Raw genomic sequence first — 19,992 nt, forward strand, 5'->3', positions numbered from 1 at the left:
AAAGAGGTTTAATGATGGCTGATGTTGATGTTACGCAAATCCAAGATGGCAACACTCAAGTGTCCGCTCGCAAAAAAACCTTATTGCTCGGGCGCATTATCGGTTTAGCAAGCGAAGAAGATTATCGGCCTTCAACTGCATCCGTTGCAGAGCGTGCAGAACACCGTCAACGCAAACAACTCAGCCAACATCAGGCCAACCTTGAAAGCATTTTTGCCTTAGCGCTCACTTACACCCCATCGGATGTTACTGGTGTGGAGTTAGATCCTGATTGGCGCTATCAATTCTTTCAAATGGCAGAACAAATTCATAATCGTAAGATGCAAGATTTATGGGCCAAAATTTTGGCCAGCGAAGTCGTCAACCCTGGTAATTTCAGCCTTCGCACCTTGGCGCTGCTCACACAATTGACGCTTCGAGAAGCACAGATCTTTGAAAAAGCGTTAGGTATGTCAGTCAAAATTAATACTGAACCCAGATTTAAATTACTCAGCAGTTATCGTATTAATGGCGGGATAAAGCAATATTTTCGTAAGCATACTCAAACCAACTTCGGCCTGTCACAGTTCGGGTTACCTTATTCGAGTATTTTAACGTTAGTCGATGCGGGGTTGTTACATAAAAGCGAATTTGAAACTGGACTATTAAGCAGTAATGAAAATATTCAGTTAACGATGTGTAATGCCACTTTGACCCTAAAACCCAAAGATCAGCACTTGCTGTTTACCTATTATCGATTTACCACTGTAGGTGATGAGTTATGCCAATTAATTCAGCCAAAAAGTGATAATGAATTTATCACTACGCTTCAAACCATATTAGCCAAGGACTTTATTGTTAGCGGTTAATATTTTTATAAAGGTGCGAATACTTAGCTTTATGTTCGCTAAATAAAAATTGGCGCAAAATTTCACGCGACTCACCCTCGGCACTAATTTTTGCCGCCATGATCCCGTTCTCGGTCCTTACAGGTTCAAAGACCATATCAAGGTGCACACCATTAGGTAAAATAAGCTGGGTTAAATGTGGCATTTTGGCATTAAGTTCTTGCGGCACTTTAATCGTCATCCCTGAGCTAGACAAAGATAATACCTCAACATATTTCGCGGAGTCATTATCCATCACCTTGATGTTTTTGACATGTTCAAGCCGCCAGCTGCGTTCTCCACCGCGCATATCAATCACTTCAGGGACGCCCAACTGTGGCGAAAATTGTCCTAGGTCATCTTGTTTTAAGGTTAACGGAAACCACAACTGATAATAGCTTATCTCAGCGAGCAAGGTTAGTTTGGCATTCCCCAGAATATGAGCAAGTACTTGAGGTATTTCAGTCGCGACACTTAATGAATGTTTCGCTAATGAATTATCGGTACTGTCATCTTCCGGTGCAAAAACATCGCTAAAGTAAGCGAGTTCTTCATCAGATAAAGTAGACATAAGGTAACCTTATTTCAAACAAGAACACTTTTATTATACTAACACCTTAGTATTATAACGAACAAATTTTAAACAAAAATGTAACCTTTAACATGTAGCAAGCTAATTAATACCCAACAAAAACATTATAAATAATGTATTTATAGCTTGTCGCTAATATCAACACCACAAAAACCTTATAAATGATGTATTTCTAGCTTATTGCTAATATCAACACCAACAAAAAAGACGAACTGAGTTCGTCTTTCAAAATGCCACAAGATAATGATTAACGATCGTGCTCAGCTTCTATTTGCAGCGCTTTTTTAAATGACGTATGGCTCATTAATTGCTGATAATAGTTTGCAATATTTGGATATTTTTCAAACTCGCCATTTTGACCGACAATCTCTGCAATAAACGACATCATAATATCAGCACCACTGAGACTGTTGCCGACTAAATATGACTTACCATCTAGACGGTCATTAACATAACCGATAACTTTGGCGGTTTCAGCATCGGCATATCCACCAATAAACTGGGTTTCGGCTCCCTCCATTTTGACAAACATTTTCAACAATAATGGCAGTGCGGCTGAGCTTTCAGCAAAATGCATCCATTGTTGATAATCAATATAATCAGCCGTGCCTGGTGCTGGCATTAATCGATCCGCGGCATACGTTTGGATCAAGTAATCGGTTATCGCACCAGATTCGGCAATAGTATATCCGCTGGCTTCTAATACCGGAGACTTGCCTAACGGATGCACTTTTTTAAGCGATTCTGGTCCTAAAAATGTGCTTGCATCACGTTGGTAGGCGACTAAGTTATAGTCAACACCCAATTCTTCAAGTAACCAAATAATGCGTTTTGAACGTGATTTATTTAAGTGATGTAAGGTAATCATTTAGATGTTCTCTCTAGGGTAAAGGCGTTCGCAAAAGAAGTCATTACAGTCCACTTCAATGCCAATCCTGTGATAAAAAAAGAGACGCTAGATTGCTCTAGCGTCTCTTAACTATGAACAATATTACGCTAATAACGCTAACATTTTTTCTGCCACTAACTCTGACGACGCTGGGTTTTGACCCGTAATTAATTTACCGTCAACCACAGCATATGGATGCCAATCATCACCCTTAGAATAAGTAGCACCGTTTTGCTGCAGCATATCTTCAACTAAAAATGGCACAATATCGGTGAGTTGTACGGCTGCTTCTTCGCCATTGGTAAACCCAGTCACATTCTTACCTGCAACTAATGGGGTGCCGTCTGGCTTTTTAGGGTACTTAAGCGCAGCAGGTGCATGACATACCAAGCCTAAAAGCTTGTCGGTTTTGTAGCACTGCTCAATTAACGCAATCGAGTCTTTATCATTGGTTAAATCCCATAACGGACCATGACCACCAGGATAAAACACCGCGTCATACTCAGCTACGTCAATTGATGCCAATGTGTGCGTATTGGCTAATAACGCCTGTGCTGTAGCATCGGCAGTGAAACGACGGGTAGAATCAGTTTGAAAATCTTCTTTATCACTTGTCGGGTCTAATGGCGGTAAGCCACCTTTAGGTGACGTCAGCACAACCTCAACACCTTTGTCTGTAAATGCGTAGTATGGTGCCGCTAGCTCTTCTAACCAAAAACCGGTTTTCTCACCTGTGTCGCCTAATTTGTCGTGCGATGTTAATACCATTAATACTTTCATTGTTATTCCTTAAATAGAGTTTGTTTATCCGTAATCGGTTAGATTACAGAGGATTGTTTACTTTAATGACAACCTTGCCGAAGTTTTCGCCCTTTAGCAGCCCGATAAAGGCTGAGGTCATGTTTTCAAGACCATCGACAATTTGTTCACGATATTGAATTTTGCCTTGTGCCAACCATTGCCCCATATCATTGGCAAATTCTGGATAGCGGTCGCCGTAATCGTCAAAAATAATAAAACCTTGCATCTTAATACGCTTAACCAGCAAAGTGCCCATCAGTAATGACAAACGATCAGGGCCATCGGGTAACGAGGTCACATTGTACTGAGAAATTAATCCACACAATGGCACTCGAGCACCGGTATTTAATAACGGTAAAACCGCATCAAACACTTTACCGCCAACGTTTTCAAAATACACATCAATGCCGTTATCACAATGTTTTGCCAGTTGCTCAGCAAAATCAGCCGCTTTGTGGTCAATACATTCGTCAAAACCTAGCACTTCTTTGGCGTGACGACATTTTTCTGCGCCGCCGGCAATACCCACCACTCGACAACCTTTTAATTTACCAATTTGGCCAACCGTTGCACCAACAGGGCCAGTAGCGGCTGCCACTACAATGGTTTCACCCGCTTTAGGTGCACCAATGTCCAATAAGCCCATATAAGCGGTAAAGCCTGGCATGCCCATAATACCCAAGGCATAAGAAGGATTGCTTGGATTATCGCCCAACTTCATTAAGCCTTCGCCATTTGATACCAAGTAATCTTGCCAACCACCAAACGATAATATCCACTCACCCACTTTGTAATCTGGATGATTAGACACTTCAACTTGTGATACCGCCGCGCCCACCATAACATCGTCAATGGCGACGGGCTCTGCATATGATTTGCTATCATTCATGCGGCCACGCATATAGGGATCAAGTGATAAATACACCGCGCGCAATAACACCTCACCTTCTGCCGGTACAGGTTTGTTGACGGTTTCTAAGCGGAAGTTGTTGGCAACAGGTTCCCCTTGAGGACGGCTGGCGAGTACGATGCGACGATTTTGAGTGTTCATTTTGTGTCCTTTAAATAACATAAGCACCATAAAATGGTACTGAGAAGACAATATGACCTCGGTTGTTAAAAGCTATTTACAGCAGTAATACTGATATCTTGCAAACACTGCTACCATAAACAACCAAGGCCAAATAATACGTTTCTTTTACTTAAGTTGATCAGTCCAAATCTGATCAATGACTTTGCGAGCTAAATAACTGATATGAATAAAAATCAACCTCTATTACTCGAAAACCAGTTGTGTTTTGCTGTTTATTCAACGTCATTGGCCATCACGCAGCTGTATAAACCGTTACTTGACTCTATCGGACTAACCTACACCCAATATTTGGTGATGTTAGTCCTCTGGGAGCAAGATGGCTTAAGCTTAAAAACCTTAGCCGGTAAACTCGGTCAACAATCGGGTGCATTAACACCTGTGATCAAACGTCTCGAAACCGATGGGCTACTGACACGCATTCGCGATAGTCAAGACGAACGGATGTTATCCATGCAATTAACCGAAAAAGGTCACCAACTTCAACCCCGAGCTGAGCAGATCCACAAATGTGTTATTGAACAATGCGGTATCGATACATCTGAACTCACCGAACTTAAACAACAATTGGACCAATTTAGAGCAAAACTCCCATCACATATTGAGCTCTAACGCACAAAATGACCAAAAACTTGCACTAAGTTTGCTTTGCACTTGCTATATGATAATCACGATAACCAATTGCGTGCAACTTAAATTAACAATTTTTAAGATCAATGAGCTATTTAATATGATTATTACATCGGATTGTCACATTAACTGATGGCCATGATACTCAATGTGATCCGCTGCGACGCACAACACATCAGTCATCAAGTACATACTATTACGCTATATTGACACTATTACGTCCGATATTTTTTGACGAATATAACGCCTTATCTGCCCGCTTAAAAAGCTCTAAAAATGTCTTATCTTGAGGATGTATTGTTGCTACACCAATGCTAATGGTTATTGGCGGTGCCAGCGGTTCATCATATTGTTGTTGAGCTTCCCTTAAGCGTTCTGCCAGTATATAAGCAGAATCAATATCAGTATCGGGTAATAAAATGGCAAATTCTTCGCCGCCAATTCGAGCCAATACATCGGCCTCGCGGATCTGGTCATGACATATATTGGCAACGCGCTTAATCACCTCATCACCCACTAAATGGCCATAAGTATCGTTGACCGCTTTAAACAAATCAATATCAATAATCATTAACGAAAAAGGTTGGAAATAGCGGCTAGCACGCAAAAACTCGTGTTCACAAAATGAGGTAAATGAGCGCCGATTGAATAAGCCGGTTAACGGATCAGTATTCGCCTGCAGCTCTAATTTTGAACGTAAATGATACTCAGCGGTGACATCGGTAGAAATACCAATGAGACCAATTAATATGCCTTTTTGATTATATAAGGGTTGCTTAACCTCGTGGTACACAATCAAAGAATCTTCGGTATCAACAATAATATCATCAGCTATTTTACTTTGTGAATTAAGCACTTTATTGTCATTATGATGTAAAATATCAGCGATATTGGCAGGGAAATAATCTCGTTCTGAAGTGCCTTTTAGTTTCTCAAGCGTGACGCCAAAATAATCGAGGGTGAGTTGATTGGCAAAAATATACTTATACTGGGTATCTTTGACATAAATATAGACATCGACTTGGTCTAAAATAAGTTCATAGGTATCTGATATCATCTTTCTAGCTTGATGCTGACGATATTGATTAAGATTCAAAAACAGCAACAAGGCAATCAATGATAATAAGATGAAAATCAATAATCCGATGGTTTCAATCGACACGAGCATTCCTTAGCTACTATCCACATCCATGTATGTCATTAATAGTGTTAACCACAAAAAGTAAATAACATCTATTAATAACGATATAGTCAATCATACTGTTTAAATAAGTATGAGAGCATCTGCAGTAAAAATCAAACCATTAAAGCCTTTTTATCAAGTTATTGAAAATAAACTAAAATGTATTAATTCCATTGTACTGTGATCGACAATATCGATAATCTCGCGACAACATATATTATCGATATTACTGATCGACTATGATTAATAACATAACTGCTTATAAATAACGCTGGCTTTCATCACAAAAGGCACCTCTAACAACGCCTCTATTTGCTCAACAGGGCTCACTGGCATCGACATACTATCGCTATAGTATCGCTATAGTATCGCTACAGTATCGCCATAGTTGCCCACTTCAAGCGTAACAAGCTATCGTCTACCCCATCGTTAATCCAAGCACCGCCAAGGCAATGGTGCTAATAGTATTTTTATTCATGGATACTCCCTTTTTTATTTTAATGGGCTAAATTTTTACACTGCCAAAATATCTGTTATGTTACAAGCAAGTAAAAGGTCATGTTACCTTTATAGCGATTTAAAAAATCGTCTAGTCATGAATAAGCGATTAAATAATAAGCCGCTAACTAACTAACAGTGAATTAACCCACAATGGAAATTGCAATTTTTGGCGCAGGTTCAACAGGATGTTATTTAGCAGGACAATTGTGCCTATCGGGTTTAAAAGTGACGTTAATTTGTCGCCCAGCAATTAAGCAAAAAATCATCGCCAATAACGGCATTACCTTGAGTGATTATCAAGGGTTTAATCAGACCGTGATGCCGCAAGCGTTAATCACTGACATTACTCAACAATCATCAATTAATGGCAAATTTGATGTGGTATTTGTTACCTTAAAATGCCATCAAGTCAGCACTATTGCCAATCAGTTAATGGCCATTACCCATGACCATAGCAGCATTATATTTATGCAAAATGGCTTCGGCAGTTTTGACAGCATTAAAGACTCGCTCGATCATTACGCCTTACTCCAAGGGATCACGCCGTTTAATGTACTGCAACTGCCTAATGGCGTGTTTCACAAAGGCACTGAAGGCGTATTTACCTTGCAAAAAAATCCTCATACTGTCGCGATTCAGTCGGCATTAATTTGCCAAGGATTTGGTTGCGACATAGCAGCAGACTTCACTCCGATGATTTACGGTAAATTATTATTAAATCTCAATAATGCCCTTAATGCTGTCACCAATTTGCCGATTAAACAGCAGTTAAGCCATTATAAAAATCGCCGCGTACTGGCTAAGGCAATGAAGGAGTGGCTAGCAGTATGCGAGGCAGCAGATATCCAATTACATCAATACACTAAGGTCAAGCCCACTTGGTTACCCACCATTTTATCACTGCCAAATTGGTTATTTAAGCTAGTTGCTAAACAGATGCTCGACATCGATCCCAAAGCGCGTTCCTCAATGTGGCAAGACATCCAAGCTAAACGTAAAACTGAAGTCGATTTCATCAATGGTGCAGTCGTCAGTATTGGGGAAATATATGGCGTAAAAACGCCAGTTAATCGGGCAATAGTAGAACACATTAAACAACTAGAACAACGACATTGACCAGAAGTTATATGCGATATCGTTGTCGAGGCAAATGTAATTCACTGTTATTTTTGCACCAAAAATACAACTGACGTAATCGCACCCTACAATCAAACGCGCACAAATAGTATGACCCAGGCTATCTCTGGATGAGTGTGATCATGGTGTAACTTAAATTGGCCTAAAACTTAACCCGATTAACGTATTGGAAAACAATCAAACATGAGCAACAGCAGTTTCTTTTTTGGCGAATGGCAAATTAATCCGCAAAGTAACAGTGTTCAGTCGGGTGATATCATTCGCAGTCTTGAACCCAAAGCCATGGATGTATTGCGTTTACTGTGCCAACACCAAGGGGAAGTGCTCACCGCTGATGATATTATTCACCACTGCTGGAACAGCATCGCCATTGGCGATAACCCGCTACACAAAGTCATTACCCAACTGCGCAAAGCCTTAGGCGACCAAGCATCAAACCCCAGTTACATTGAAACCATCCGCAAACGCGGTTACCGCACCCTTGCCAAGGTTGAGTTTCCCATTGGTCACCAAACAAGAATTACGACTGAGCCATGGCAAGGCCAATCACCCTTTCCCGGCTTACGCGCATTTGAACCGAACGATGCCGAGGTGTTTTTTGGTCGGGGTGAACAAGTCGATACCTTACTCAATCGTATTACAGCACAAATCAAATTCGGCCGCGCATTTTGCTTAGTACTTGGCCCAAGCGGCACAGGTAAATCGTCGTTAATTAATGCCGGTGTTATTCCTAACCTAAAAAGCGCCAGCGGCTTTAATGGTGTCGGCGTGCTCGATTATGCCAGCATAGATTTAGCCGATGTCACCCAAGATAGGCTGCTTATTGATATTGCCTGCGCCATGCTCGACTGGGAAGTTAACCACATTGCCGTTTTCAGCGAGTTAAGTGCACAAGATCTTGCCCGGCAGCTTGAACAAGATATGCCTAGCGTCATCGCCCAATGCCAACAGGCAATAACCGCGGCTAAACCAAGTTATCAATACAGCCAAGCGCAGTTTTGCTTGTTCGTTGACCGTTTAGAAGTGTTGTTATCATCGCCTATTTATAGCGAACAACAGCGCACAGATGCCTTAGATATTCTCGAGCGTTTAGCCACCTCAGGGGTTGTACTGGTGCTCAGTGCTTGCCGCAACGACTTTTACCCCCAAGTGGTCAGTCATCCAAGCTTAATGGCAGGCAAAGCCAATGGCTCACATTTCGATTTATCTGCGCCAACCCGAACCGAATTGATGCAAATGATCCGCTTGCCGGCCAATGCCGCTAACCTCACCTGGTCAGTAGACCCTAATACCGCCATGCCATTGGACGAAATGCTCTGCAGCGACGCCGCCTCAAACCCCGATGCCCTGCCCATGTTGCAATACACTTTAGAAGCCCTGTACCTCAAGCGCGATGAAAATGACCAGCTATTAGTCTCGGTTTATCACTCACTAGGCGGTTTAGAAGGCGCTATCGGTAAAAATGCTGAACAAGTGCTCGCCAATCTTAGCGACGCTGAACGCGGCGCATTACCTAAAGTGTTATCCATGTTAGTGACCTTATCCGAAGATGAAAAATCGGTCACCAGCCGCGCGGCAAGTTTGGAAAGGCTCAATAGCGAAGCGGAACGAAATCTGGTTAACGCCATGGTCAACAAGCGCTTATTTGTGTCACATCTGCAATACGACCAAGCCTGTTTTAGTATTGCCCATGAAGCATTGCTAAGACGTTGGCCCCGTGCGACTCAGTGGATAACCCAGCACAGCGACAGCTTAGCCATTAAAAGCCGCTTACAGCATCAGTCACAGCGCTGGCTAAATGAGTCAAAAAGCACCGCCTATTTACTCACCGAAGGTAAGCCCTTAATAGAGGCACAAAGCTTAGTCGCCAATCCGTTATTTACCTTAGAGCCACACGAAGCCGCCCTGATCCAAGCGTCAACCAAACAGGCCAATGCTGGCCGGTGGCGTCGCCGCGTTACCATGCTGACCCTGGTTACCTTAACGATTATTGCTATCGCCATGAGCGCACGCAGTATTAAAGCCGAAAACCAAGCCCAGCAAAAACGCCTTGCGGCAGAAAACTTACTTGGTTTTATGGTGGGCGAATTCGCCGATAAAATGCGCGGCATTGGCCGCATGGACTTGCTCGATGGGATCAGTAGCAAGGCGCTGGAATATTTCAGCGACTTTTCTGCCGACGATGTCAGCACGTTAAGCTTTGAAGCCCAGTTTCAACACAGCCAAACCTTAGAGGCCATGGGCGAAGTGGCCTATTCGCGCGGCAATACCGACGAAGCCCACAGCGCATTAATCGCCGCCCGTGAACGCATGCTGCCGTTACTTGAAATACAACCCAAAAACCTCAGTTTACTTAAAACCTTAGGCGCCAATGCCTTTTGGCTCGGCCAGCTTGAGTACGATCAAAGTGATTGGGCTGCGACGCAGCCTTGGTTCGAGCAGTATTTAACCTACAGCCAAGCCATGTATCAATACGCGCCAGAGGACAACGATGCGGTCATGGAATTGTCTTATGCCCACAACTCCTTAGGCTCGATTTACATGAAGCAGCAACACTTTGCTGCCGCCCGAGAGGCATTTGAGCAATCATTGCTGTTAAAACTAAACATATGGTTTAAAGATCAAACCAATAGCCAGTTAATCGCCGATATTGCTAATGCACGCTCGTGGCTTGCCAGCGCCGCCACCGCCCAAGGTGACATTACCGCGGCAATACAAATACATCAACAAATTCAACAACATTTGGCCAATCAAGCATTAGTAAAACAGCCCTATTTACTTGAACGGCTATCCAGTAGCTACCAACAACTGGCGATTTTGTTAAGTTATCAAGGCCAGCGCCAACAAGCCTTTATCAAAGCACAACTTAGTTTAGTAGCGATGACTAGCGCCCTTAAACAAGACCCGAAAAATGATATTTGGAAGACCCAACAATATTACGCTTACCTTGATATGTTGACATTTAGCCCTGACCCAATTGAACAGGGCACTGAATATAGTATTGAATCTTTAGCAATTATACTTGCTACAGATATGACCTTAGTAACATCAACTAAGAAAAATGACCTATGGGCTAAATATCAGCTGGCTGCGGCAAATTATTTAGCGTCACAAGGACTGCTTTCAGAAAGCCTTGTTTATGCGCGCCAAGCTATTGTGTCTTTTAGCCAATTAACCACGGAATTTAACCAAAACACTTCCTATTCAGCAGGTTTAGCTCAAAGCAACATGCTTGCGGCAACATTGCTGACATCCTTAGGTCAGGCCAAAGAGGTAGACATACTGTGTGAACAAGCTAAAAATCAATTGGCACCTATTATCGATCACAATAACGATCCACAATTTACCATTCCTTATGCTAAAGCCCTCGACTGCCTCAAAGAGCTTAAGCAACACCCAGATATAGTTCAACTGCTAGAGAATTCGGCCATAACCGATTTTAGGTTTAGCCCTAAACCCTAAACCCTAAACCCTAAACCCTAAACAAAAAGTATGGAGAATATAATGTCAAATACTCAAGGCCAAGCAACGTTTTTTAACCTCACCGTCACCCTCGACAATGATGTGCCAATATTTACTTACACCAACCTAGATGGCACCGCAGTATGTGGCAATGTGGTCATTAACCAATACAGCACCATCTCTTACCGGCTAATTGACAAAACAGGTAAGGGGCTTAAATTTGTTGGCGCGGCCTTTACCACCCCGTTTGATAAAATTATCGATGCCATCACCATCAGCAGCGATGGCAGCTTAATTCAATTAACTGATTTAGATGAAACACCAGGCAATACCGGCTTTCAATTTGTGCTATCAAACAGCAGCAATACCTTACTGGTACTCAGTCCAGATCCTGAAATTATCAATCACCCAAACTAGATATTAAATACATTAAACATTAAAGCTCAGGCTTGCCCTGAGCTTTTTATCTTGTTCAACCTAGCTAAACCAGCAATAGCTAAACCAATCCATAGCCTAACCATGGCTAAAACGGCGTGTGTTATTCATTAACACACTGTGTTTTTTAAAAGTTAACTTATTATATTTAAAAGGAATTAGTATGAAATGTTCTATCTCTTTGGTGTTTGCCGCCATATTGTGTGCCGCTCCGATTATCAGCCAAGCGGCAACCCAACAAGAGATTGATTTAGCACTGGCACCGATCAAAAATAGTGCAGAACGGCAAGTGCTATTAAGCGATATGTCAGCGTTAGATGCCCTCGAAGATACCTTGCTCAACTAAACTAAACTAACTAACTAACTACACTAACTACACTAACTACACTACACTACAGTTCAGTTCAGTACAGTACTGTCTATGTTGTTCAACAAAACGCCCCCCATAGAATGCTTATCCTGATATAAAATATATCGCCGCTCGACAATCTTTAGCCTTATAAAAACCAATCACCTCTCACTATCAAGCCGCTAGTATCAAGCAACTAATATCAAGCCATTAGTATCAAGCCGCTAGCATCAAGCAACTAATATCAAGCCATTAGTATCAAGCCATTAGTATCAAGCCATTAGTATCAAGCCGCTAGTATCAAGCCGCTAGTATCAAGCAACTAATATCAAGCCATTAGTATCAAGCCGCTAGTATCAAGCCGCTAGTATCAAGCCGCTAGTATCAAGCCATTAGTATCAAGCCGCTAGTATGCCCCTATACAAGGTTTTTTTACTCAGTCATGTCTCTATTTTGGATCAACTCACACCTGCAGATCGCTGTAACACTCAAGCGCTAACCAATAACATTTAGCCAATAGCAATACTTTTACTCAATAAACATCAATTTGCAATCCATTTAAATACATTCAAATCAACAAGTTAAAACCAGAAGGTTACCGAAAGGTAAAAAGGCATTATTCCTAATAGAGTATTTGACATCAGCACCGAGTCGACAGTCGAAACACACAAAGGAATGCACCATGTTTAACCATGACAAATTAACTGAACTCAATGACACCATTTCCCGAGTGACTAAATTAACAGACTCGTTTGCTAAATATCCTGGCATAGTCAAAAAGCAGATTTCAAATAACCTTATGACTCGCGAAAACGTTATGTATAAAAACATGGTGACTGCACAACAACATGGTCAAATCACCACCGCAGAAAACCTACAAATCACCACTTTGCTCAATGTGATAAGTGCGATATCAGAAGCGATTTTTGTGATTAATTCTGCTGGTGTGATTGAGATGATAAATCCATTGGCGGCTAAATTATTTGGTGCACATAATGAGATGTTAATTGGCCAAACTTGGACCGATTATTTACAAAGCCCGTTTAAAGATGAATATCAATCGTTATTTGATGTTTGGAATAAGGCAAATGCAAGCAATAAACAAACCGCGCCGTTTAATCACGGTCCAAAAGAAATTATCATTAATCGCGGTGGCAGCACCTTACTCGAAGCCGACTTGTCATTGTCATGCTTACCCTCAATGCAAATGGGATCTGAACCATTATTCATCGGTATCATGCATAACTTAACCAACCATAAAGCTGAGTACCATAAACTGCGCCACTTGGCTCACACAGATAAATTAACTGGCCTTGCAAACCGTCACGCCTTTGATGATGCCCTGCAAACCAACTGGAATGACAGTATTAACCACGACCAACCCTTGTGTTTAATCATTATCGATGTCGATTATTTTAAAATATTTAACGACCAATTTGGTCATGTGAATGGCGATAAATGTTTGCAAAAAATTGCCAAGGTGCTTTTGGATGCATTGCCATCAAGCAATGCCATGGCAGCCCGCTATGGTGGCGAAGAGTTTGTGGTCATTTTACCCAACAGCAACCCATTAACAGCTGAATATATTGCTCAAAAAATTCAGCGAAGTATTAATCAATTAACCTTTACCGACTTGGGGTTGCCTGCGCAAACTAAAATCAGTGTCAGCCAAGGTATTGCCTGTGAACGCGGCGGTCAATATCGCACCCCAACAGCCCTAGTATGCGCAGCAGATACCGCACTTTACCGCGCAAAATCAAGCGGGCGTAATCGAATCAATATCAGTGGCTAACCGTTAACGACTAACAATTAGCCATTAGCGAATAGCCATTGGCAGATAAATCCGCCTACTGGTTCAAATACTTGCTTTAGCACAGGTTTGATAAGCTGCAATACCACTGTTTGCATTGGCTTGCAGGGCAAGTTGATACTCGATAGCTGTGGCAAAATGTGCATCCCAATGCTGCAATTTGGGCAACATAAGTTGATGCCACAATGGTGGAATAAGCGTAAGGACAAAAGTACTCAGATACCCGCCAATCATTTGCGGTGCGTGCGGATACGGTGACAATTGATGATAAGGTAATTGGCCTTGGGCGTGATGATGCGAATGGCGAGTTAAATTAAACATCGCCCACGAACTCACCCGTTTATTGGTATTCCAAGAATGGTGTGGTTGTACTGGCGAGTTGACCGCTCGAACTAAGCCATAATGCTCCATGTAATTGACTATTTCTAAGGTCGCTTTAGCCCACAACGCCATTAGTACAAAAAAACTTACCCCCTGCCAACCCGCTAGCCAAAACACCCACCCCATAATCACTAAGCTCATGGCATATCCTCTTAAGGCTTTGTTGTGCCAACTCAATAGCGCAAGCTGTTTACGCATAAGCCTTTGTAGCTCAATGTGCCAGGCACTTATATTGCCTTTAATGGTCGACATAACAATGTGCGCATACACATTCCGGCCACGGGGCGCAGTCGCAGGATCGTCCAAGGTACTAACATACTTGTGATGCCCATACACATGCTCAATGGCAAAGTTAGCATCAAAGCTAAAGGCCAATAACCAGCGGCCAATCAATAATGACACCGGCTGCCAAGTTCGGTGGCTTAACTCATGGCCGGTAATTGTTGCCATTACACCAACCACTAAGCCTAAATAAATCACCATTACCCCATACTGGATCAGGCTGGTATTTTCTCGCGCCAATAACACATCATAACCACTGATACGGGTGATCAAAGCGCCATATTGACCGATATCCTGGCTGGCAAACTGCCAACTGCTAACAAACACCAACATCACGGTTAAGGGCAGCGCCAACCATAATTGCCACGTCAGCAAGGCCGGAAACTGATAGCTCGGCGTGTGTACATCATCACCAAATAAAATATCGCCACCTAAATACACCGCCACCCATATAGCAAAACCTATACTGATGTATGACTCACCCAAGGTAATACTGGCAATGGCAATCAGCGCCATAAGGTGAAACGACATAAACTTAAGATATTTAAACATCACAGTGTCCTACTCTTGCGGCTCATCAGCCAGCTGACGCTGACGAAAATTCAGTTTAATACTGACATTAGACCTTGGCACACTTTGGCACGCCAAAATCATTCCTTGAGCTATCGCCTTGGCTGATAACACGTAAGCACTGTCGGTTAACTGTTTAACCTCACCAGACACTAACTGGCACCGACAAGCGCCACAGCTGCCCACCTGACAATGGTGAGGAAAGCGAATGTTGGCCGCCAGTGCAGACGTTAAAATGGTTTGCTTTACGCTGACTCGCTCAATCACTTTCTGGTCATTAATCGTTAGGGTCACAGGTTTGGCCGTAAACATTGACAACATAAGCCGTCCTTTAAGGTTAAAGGTTAAAGGTTAACTTTACGCCAGCATCCAAGATAGAAAAGAGGGGGAGATGGACATAAAGGGGTCATTAATAGACAAATGCAACAAAATCCGTTACAACTAAGTTAAATCCATTGATAAGAATGTTATGCAGCCACTGCCAATTTTTTACTTAAACCAAGTTTATCAACAACTAAGCCTGTGGGAATGTAATGTTAACATTTGGCTGAGGCATAACGGCATCACACTTGAGCAATTACAAGACCCGTACTATCAAGTGAGTTTTGATGATTATCAACGGCTAATAAACTCTGCAATCAATCTTTCGGCCAGACCAGACCTAGGTTTACATGTCGGCAATCGAATAAGCATTAACACTCATGGCATGATGGGTTTTGCCATGCTTAACAGCAGCACGCTTAAACAAGCCATTGATACATTGAAGCAGTTTATTAACACCCGCACGCCGCTGGTTAGGGTAAATATCCACGAAACGGCCGACACCATGGTCATAACATTCCAAGAAGTACAACCACTAGGCGTAATACAACAACCGTTTATGGATGCACTCTTGGTGACTATTGCTAAGTTGCTGCAACAACTCAGTCCGCACTCTCCGGCGTTATGTCAGATTAATCTGAGCTTCCCTGCGCCAACTTATTGGCAGCAATATTCGGCATTAACTAAGGTGCCAGTTCATTTTAACCAAGCTAGCACCCAGTTTATATTAACCCAAACATTGTTAACCCAACGCCTTGAGATGGCCGATCCCAGCTCATTTATGCAAGCCAGACAATGGTGCATTAACGAACTCGATCTACTTAACGGACAGCAGAGTTTGAGTGATAAGCTGTATCAGTATTTATTGCCAAGCCCGATGCCATTACCCAGTTTGAGTGACACCGCAGCGCATTTTCACATGACACCACGCACCCTGCATCGCCATTTAGCTCAACAGCAAAGTAGCTATAAAACTATTGTGGCGTCGGTGAACCATCACATTGCTAAGCATTATTTATCGCAATCTCAAGGCAGCATTAAACAACTGGCATATCAATTAGGTTATGTGGATGTGACTAATTTTCGGCGGGCATTTAAGCGCTGGCAAGGCATGACCCCAAGTGAATACCGCCAGCAGCAAAAGACAGGATCCGAAATATGAGTTTTTAAGATGAGTATCTAATGTGAGTATCTAATATGGGTCGCGAATGTGAGTTTCTAATATGGGTCGCAAGTGTGAGTATCTAATATGAGTCGCGAGTGTGAGCATCTAATATGAGTCGCGAATATGGGTCGCGAATATGGGTCGCGAATGTGAATATCTAATATGGGTCGCGAGTGTGAATATCTAATATGGGTCGCGAGTGTGAGTATCTAATGTAGGTCACGAATGTGAGTATGCCATAAACGTAAAAAAGCAAACTGCGTTAACCTTAAACCCATGCTAAACATCATCAAGACAAGCGCCAAGGGTCGTCGTATTCCGCTAATAATCAATCTGTCATGGGCGGTCATTTTTGTTCGCTAAGCAAGCTTAGCGAACCTCAGATCACCATAATAAACGCGTATTAAACTGCTTTGTGGCTAAACAAGCTTAGTCTAAAAAGCTGTTATCTTGAGCCAGCATGACTTGATACAGAGGTTGAAAATTACCCCAAGTGACTAAGTCAGACCCATTAAATTGACGGGTTTTTGTGGCAATATCATGGCCAATCAACTTAAGTTCACCTGCCGCTTGTGCCAGTAATTGGCTATGACAACAACTGTCTAGCATAACAAAGTTGGCCGTGGCCGCATCAACTGACTTCCCTACGGTCAATAAGCCATGATTTTGTAAAATCACCGCCGCATGGCCTTGCAGCGCCTCAGCAATCATGTCGCCTTCAGACACCTCGGCAACCACACCGGTAAAGGTATCAAACACACTGTGGTTGTCATAAAACATGCAAGCATCTTGTGAAATCGGTTTCAGTAACTCACCTAATGCCGAAAACGCACGACCATAAGTGGTATGGGCATGGGCTACCGCATTCACGTCTGGGCGCGCATGATGAATACGTGAATGAATCGCAAACGCGGCATTATTAATCGGGTGCTTACCTTCCAAAATTTGACCTTTATGGTTAACACGCACTAAGTCTGATGCCCTAATTTTAGAAAAATGCACCGCCAAAGGGTTTACCCAAAATGAATCGGGATCAATACAATCACGCAAGGTAATGTGGCCCGCCAAACCTTCATCGAATCGATAATGGGCAAACACTCTAAATGCAGCGGCTAGGCGCTGTTTTTCAAATTGTTGTTGCTGTTGTTTACTGTCAAATTTTGGCGGTAACGGCATCGGATACTTATCGGTACCAATGGTCATTTTTTTAATTTGTTGGGCTTGTTGTGCTTCGTGTTCGTCGTGTGAAATGGTCATCTTGAGTCTGCTTATATTGGTTTAGTTTGACTTTAATTTAACCAAGCCTAAAATAAATTCAAATGATACTAACTTATAGATAACTATTAATATGCTGCATAATAAGATTGATTTGAATCTATTTCTGGTCATGGTCACGGTTTATCAGCAAGGGAGTATTACTGCCGCAGCCACTAAGTTGCACTTAACCCAACCTGCGGTGAGCCATGCTATCGCCCGCTTACGCAGCAAATTTAACGACCCATTATTTGTCCGTCATGGCCGTAAAATGGTGCCAACAGCCTTGTGCCAAAAAATCATTCCCGATGTGCTGCAAGCGATTAATTTACTTAATAACACCGTCAGCCAACCTGCCACATTTGATATTCAGCAGCATAAACGGGAAATAAAACTCGGTTTAAGAGATATTTTAGAGTCGATGTTTTTCCCAATATTGGTGCCTGACTTACTTAAAAACACCCCTAACCTCACCATAAACAGTCGTCAAATTAAGCGGACAGAACTTGAACCCTCATTGGCTCAGCAAAGCTTAGATATTGTTATCGACGTGCTGATGCCAACCCATAAAGACATACGCAGTAGCTTAATTTGTCATGAAGGTTTTTCGCTTATTTGCCGCAAAGATCACCCCATACTGCAACAGCTAACCCTGGAACATTACGCTAAAGCGTCACATGCGTTAGTCAGCTTAAAAGACTTTACCATCGACACCGTCGACATGGCATTAGCCACCCAAGGGATCACCCGCAATATTGCCTTGCGCTGCGAGCACTACTTTGCCGCCATTAACGTTGTTAGCCAGTCAGACATGATAATGACCATGCCCAACAGCTATGCCATGTTGCTGCAACAATCTATGCCTATTGTGGTGTCACCCTTGCCATTTGACGTACCCAATTTAGCCGTACACATGTATTGGCATAAACAAGCTGAAGAAGATCCAGTAAACCAATGGATAAGAACTAAACTGCTTAATATCTCAGCGCAGTTGTTCTAGTGGTCTTTAAAATAACAAATAGAATAACAATAAAAATAATCACCCATAAAACAATCACCCATAAAAACCCTTTTTTAATCTAGCTCCGTTTACACACATAACAGACCAAGATTAGCGGTTTAAAAAATAGCATAAAGCGAACTATTAGCGGAGTCATCAATGAACAGACCATTACTTATTAGTATCCTCTCGGGCGTATTATTCACCTTAACCGCAGCCAGCAGTTTATCGACACTGCAAGCGGCTGAGTTAAGTTTCGCCCATATTGAAACAGAAGGAACCAGCACCATAGAAGCCCCGGCAGACATGGCCATCATCAATGTCCAAGTATCAATAGAAGCGGATAGTGCCAAAGCGGCTAAAGACAAAGCCGACGATGCCGTCAGCCAATTTATGCAGCGTTTACTCAACGCGGGTATCGACAAAAAGCACATTCAAAGTGCTAATTTACAGCTCAATCCACAATACAGTTATGTGCAAAATGAACCACGAAAATTGACCGGCTATAGCGCAAATCGTCAAATGACGGTAACCGTAATGGACCTCAACAGCTTAAATGAATTACTCGATAGCGCTTTGGTTGAAGGGATTAATAACGTTAATAATATCGAGCTGAAATCCAGCCAAGAAGCACAAATCATTGCCCAAGCTCGCCAAGCCGCCATTAACGATGCCAAGCAAAAAGCCCAATCGCTCGCCAAAGGCTTTGGCGAACAAATCGCTGGCGTATGGGAAGTAAGGTACTTTCCGCAGCAATCACATCAACCTGAAATGTACCGTGCCAGCATGAAAATGAATGCTGATGTGGCGCAAACCTATCAACAAGGTCAAGTGACGATTAGCGACAGAATCGAAGTGGTATTTAGACTCAAATAGTCATACTGCCGGAAGTCGCTAAAGGCAATGTGCCAGAGCTTATCGCTACGCTGGCACATTAGCTTGCAGCCAAGCAACAAAACCAATGGTGATAAGCATCCGTTAGGGTAACTGAACGAGTCTACTCTTTAAAACAGAGCAGCTTGGTGGATTAACACAGTATATTTCACCTCAGATCGGATAATAAACAGTTATCAAACAGCCCTTTGTACGGCTAACTTCATTATATTTATTGGCAATAGGATCGTCCAGAATCATAAACAATGGCAATAAACATTCACTTTTATCTGTAAAAATAACAAGCTCAAACAAGTAATAACCTTATATTTATTAAGGTTTTATTATAAAAATTTCATTTAATTGCCACAAAAATGATCTGAGTCACATATGGATCTCGC

18 protein-coding genes are annotated in these 19,992 nt (G+C 42.4%); 10 read left to right on the top strand and 8 right to left on the bottom strand.

Annotated features, from left to right (window positions below; genetic code table 11):
• Positions 1 to 14: 14 nt before the first annotated feature.
• Positions 15 to 848 (top strand): TIGR03899 family protein, encoded by an 834-nt coding sequence (locus AAEY93_RS07215; RefSeq protein WP_351075846.1) that lies wholly within the window; start codon positions 15 to 17, stop codon positions 846 to 848.
• On the opposite strand, the gene AAEY93_RS07220 is transcribed toward AAEY93_RS07215, so the two are convergent.
• The 4 genes from AAEY93_RS07220 to curA form a co-directional block, all read right to left on the bottom strand.
• On the bottom strand, positions 838 to 1,437 hold the full coding sequence (locus tag AAEY93_RS07220; RefSeq protein ID WP_351075767.1) for a hypothetical protein: 600 nt from the start codon (positions 1,435 to 1,437) through the stop codon (positions 838 to 840). The genes AAEY93_RS07215 and AAEY93_RS07220 overlap by 11 nt on opposite strands.
• Before the next feature lie 268 nt (positions 1,438 to 1,705).
• A complete protein-coding gene (locus tag AAEY93_RS07225) occupies positions 1,706 to 2,326 on the bottom strand; it encodes a glutathione S-transferase family protein (protein ID WP_351075770.1) in 621 nt (206 codons plus the stop codon).
• A 123-nt stretch (positions 2,327 to 2,449) separates the two neighbouring features.
• Positions 2,450 to 3,127: a type 1 glutamine amidotransferase domain-containing protein gene (locus tag AAEY93_RS07230; RefSeq protein WP_335687293.1), complete on the bottom strand. Its 678-nt coding sequence runs from the start codon at positions 3,125 to 3,127 to the stop codon at positions 2,450 to 2,452.
• A gap of 43 nt (positions 3,128 to 3,170) precedes the next feature.
• Complete coding sequence (gene curA / locus AAEY93_RS07235; RefSeq protein ID WP_351075773.1) at positions 3,171 to 4,199, bottom strand: NADPH-dependent curcumin/dihydrocurcumin reductase; 1,029 nt, start codon at positions 4,197 to 4,199, stop codon at positions 3,171 to 3,173.
• 204 nt (positions 4,200 to 4,403) lie between these two features.
• On the opposite strand from curA, the gene AAEY93_RS07240 reads away from it, so the two are divergent.
• Complete coding sequence (locus AAEY93_RS07240) at positions 4,404 to 4,850, top strand: MarR family winged helix-turn-helix transcriptional regulator (protein WP_351075776.1); 447 nt, start codon at positions 4,404 to 4,406, stop codon at positions 4,848 to 4,850.
• Positions 4,851 to 5,064: 214 nt separating this feature from the next.
• On the opposite strand, the gene AAEY93_RS07245 is transcribed toward AAEY93_RS07240, so the two are convergent.
• Complete coding sequence (locus AAEY93_RS07245; protein WP_351075779.1) at positions 5,065 to 6,030, bottom strand: sensor domain-containing diguanylate cyclase; 966 nt, start codon at positions 6,028 to 6,030, stop codon at positions 5,065 to 5,067.
• A 672-nt stretch (positions 6,031 to 6,702) separates the two neighbouring features.
• Between AAEY93_RS07245 and AAEY93_RS07250 the strand changes: the two genes are divergently transcribed.
• From AAEY93_RS07250 to AAEY93_RS07270, 5 genes are all read left to right on the top strand, one after another.
• A complete protein-coding gene (locus AAEY93_RS07250) occupies positions 6,703 to 7,668 on the top strand; it encodes a 2-dehydropantoate 2-reductase (protein ID WP_124013577.1) in 966 nt (321 codons plus the stop codon).
• Between the two features lie 204 nt (positions 7,669 to 7,872).
• Positions 7,873 to 11,151 (top strand): nSTAND1 domain-containing NTPase, encoded by a 3,279-nt coding sequence (locus tag AAEY93_RS07255; RefSeq protein ID WP_351075782.1) that lies wholly within the window; start codon positions 7,873 to 7,875, stop codon positions 11,149 to 11,151.
• A gap of 42 nt (positions 11,152 to 11,193) precedes the next feature.
• Positions 11,194 to 11,568, top strand: a complete 375-nt coding sequence (locus AAEY93_RS07260) for a DP-EP family protein (protein WP_351075785.1) — start codon at positions 11,194 to 11,196, stop codon at positions 11,566 to 11,568.
• Positions 11,569 to 11,749: 181 nt separating this feature from the next.
• Entirely contained in the window at positions 11,750 to 11,932 is a 183-nt protein-coding gene (locus tag AAEY93_RS07265; protein WP_124013574.1) for a hypothetical protein, read from the top strand.
• A gap of 685 nt (positions 11,933 to 12,617) precedes the next feature.
• The gene (locus AAEY93_RS07270) at positions 12,618 to 13,727 is read left to right on the top strand and encodes a sensor domain-containing diguanylate cyclase (protein ID WP_351075789.1); all 1,110 of its coding nucleotides are present in this window, start codon (positions 12,618 to 12,620) and stop codon (positions 13,725 to 13,727) included.
• Between the two features lie 63 nt (positions 13,728 to 13,790).
• Here the strand turns inward: AAEY93_RS07270 and AAEY93_RS07275 are convergent, their stop codons facing one another.
• Together AAEY93_RS07275 and AAEY93_RS07280 are read right to left on the bottom strand one after the other, a co-directional pair.
• A complete protein-coding gene (locus AAEY93_RS07275; protein ID WP_124013573.1) occupies positions 13,791 to 14,960 on the bottom strand; it encodes an alkane 1-monooxygenase in 1,170 nt (389 codons plus the stop codon).
• A gap of 9 nt (positions 14,961 to 14,969) precedes the next feature.
• Positions 14,970 to 15,299 (bottom strand): 2Fe-2S iron-sulfur cluster binding domain-containing protein, encoded by a 330-nt coding sequence (locus AAEY93_RS07280; RefSeq protein WP_124013572.1) that lies wholly within the window; start codon positions 15,297 to 15,299, stop codon positions 14,970 to 14,972.
• A 148-nt stretch (positions 15,300 to 15,447) separates the two neighbouring features.
• Here AAEY93_RS07280 and AAEY93_RS07285 point away from each other — a divergent pair, with 148 nt between their 5' ends.
• The gene (locus tag AAEY93_RS07285; protein ID WP_124013571.1) at positions 15,448 to 16,461 is read left to right on the top strand and encodes an AraC family transcriptional regulator; all 1,014 of its coding nucleotides are present in this window, start codon (positions 15,448 to 15,450) and stop codon (positions 16,459 to 16,461) included.
• A 432-nt stretch (positions 16,462 to 16,893) separates the two neighbouring features.
• Here AAEY93_RS07285 and AAEY93_RS07290 read toward each other — a convergent pair whose 3' ends face one another.
• A complete protein-coding gene (locus AAEY93_RS07290; RefSeq protein ID WP_124013570.1) occupies positions 16,894 to 17,721 on the bottom strand; it encodes a class II aldolase/adducin family protein in 828 nt (275 codons plus the stop codon).
• Positions 17,722 to 17,812: 91 nt separating this feature from the next.
• Here AAEY93_RS07290 and AAEY93_RS07295 point away from each other — a divergent pair, with 91 nt between their 5' ends.
• Complete coding sequence (locus AAEY93_RS07295; RefSeq protein ID WP_124013569.1) at positions 17,813 to 18,718, top strand: LysR family transcriptional regulator; 906 nt, start codon at positions 17,813 to 17,815, stop codon at positions 18,716 to 18,718.
• A 159-nt stretch (positions 18,719 to 18,877) separates the two neighbouring features.
• Positions 18,878 to 19,594: an oxidative stress defense protein gene (locus AAEY93_RS07300; protein WP_124013568.1), complete on the top strand. Its 717-nt coding sequence runs from the start codon at positions 18,878 to 18,880 to the stop codon at positions 19,592 to 19,594.
• Positions 19,595 to 19,992: the final 398 nt, after the last annotated feature.

The sequence above is a fragment of the Shewanella sp. CAL98-MNA-CIBAN-0140 genome (genome assembly GCF_040309905.1).
In the GTDB taxonomy this organism is placed as follows: domain Bacteria; phylum Pseudomonadota; class Gammaproteobacteria; order Enterobacterales; family Shewanellaceae; genus Shewanella; species Shewanella psychromarinicola.

Bases quoted from the DNA above. Each gene is read 5' to 3' on its own strand.
- curA (WP_351075773.1), bottom strand. From the start codon at position 4,199: ATGAACACTCAAAATCGTCGCATCGTACTCGCCAGCCGTCCTCAAGGG.
- AAEY93_RS07230 (WP_335687293.1), bottom strand. From the start codon at position 3,127: ATGAAAGTATTAATGGTATTAACATCGCACGACAAATTAGGCGACACA.
- AAEY93_RS07285 (WP_124013571.1), top strand. From the start codon at position 15,448: ATGCAGCCACTGCCAATTTTTTACTTAAACCAAGTTTATCAACAACTA.
- AAEY93_RS07265 (WP_124013574.1), top strand. From the start codon at position 11,750: ATGAAATGTTCTATCTCTTTGGTGTTTGCCGCCATATTGTGTGCCGCT.
- AAEY93_RS07255 (WP_351075782.1), top strand. From the start codon at position 7,873: ATGAGCAACAGCAGTTTCTTTTTTGGCGAATGGCAAATTAATCCGCAA.
- AAEY93_RS07295 (WP_124013569.1), top strand. From the start codon at position 17,813: ATGCTGCATAATAAGATTGATTTGAATCTATTTCTGGTCATGGTCACG.
- AAEY93_RS07250 (WP_124013577.1), top strand. From the start codon at position 6,703: ATGGAAATTGCAATTTTTGGCGCAGGTTCAACAGGATGTTATTTAGCA.
- AAEY93_RS07225 (WP_351075770.1), bottom strand. From the start codon at position 2,326: ATGATTACCTTACATCACTTAAATAAATCACGTTCAAAACGCATTATT.
- AAEY93_RS07215 (WP_351075846.1), top strand. From the start codon at position 15: ATGGCTGATGTTGATGTTACGCAAATCCAAGATGGCAACACTCAAGTG.
- AAEY93_RS07300 (WP_124013568.1), top strand. From the start codon at position 18,878: ATGAACAGACCATTACTTATTAGTATCCTCTCGGGCGTATTATTCACC.
- AAEY93_RS07220 (WP_351075767.1), bottom strand. From the start codon at position 1,437: ATGTCTACTTTATCTGATGAAGAACTCGCTTACTTTAGCGATGTTTTT.
- AAEY93_RS07260 (WP_351075785.1), top strand. From the start codon at position 11,194: ATGTCAAATACTCAAGGCCAAGCAACGTTTTTTAACCTCACCGTCACC.
- AAEY93_RS07275 (WP_124013573.1), bottom strand. From the start codon at position 14,960: ATGTTTAAATATCTTAAGTTTATGTCGTTTCACCTTATGGCGCTGATT.
- AAEY93_RS07240 (WP_351075776.1), top strand. From the start codon at position 4,404: ATGAATAAAAATCAACCTCTATTACTCGAAAACCAGTTGTGTTTTGCT.
- AAEY93_RS07280 (WP_124013572.1), bottom strand. From the start codon at position 15,299: ATGTTGTCAATGTTTACGGCCAAACCTGTGACCCTAACGATTAATGAC.
- AAEY93_RS07270 (WP_351075789.1), top strand. From the start codon at position 12,618: ATGTTTAACCATGACAAATTAACTGAACTCAATGACACCATTTCCCGA.
- AAEY93_RS07290 (WP_124013570.1), bottom strand. From the start codon at position 17,721: ATGACCATTTCACACGACGAACACGAAGCACAACAAGCCCAACAAATT.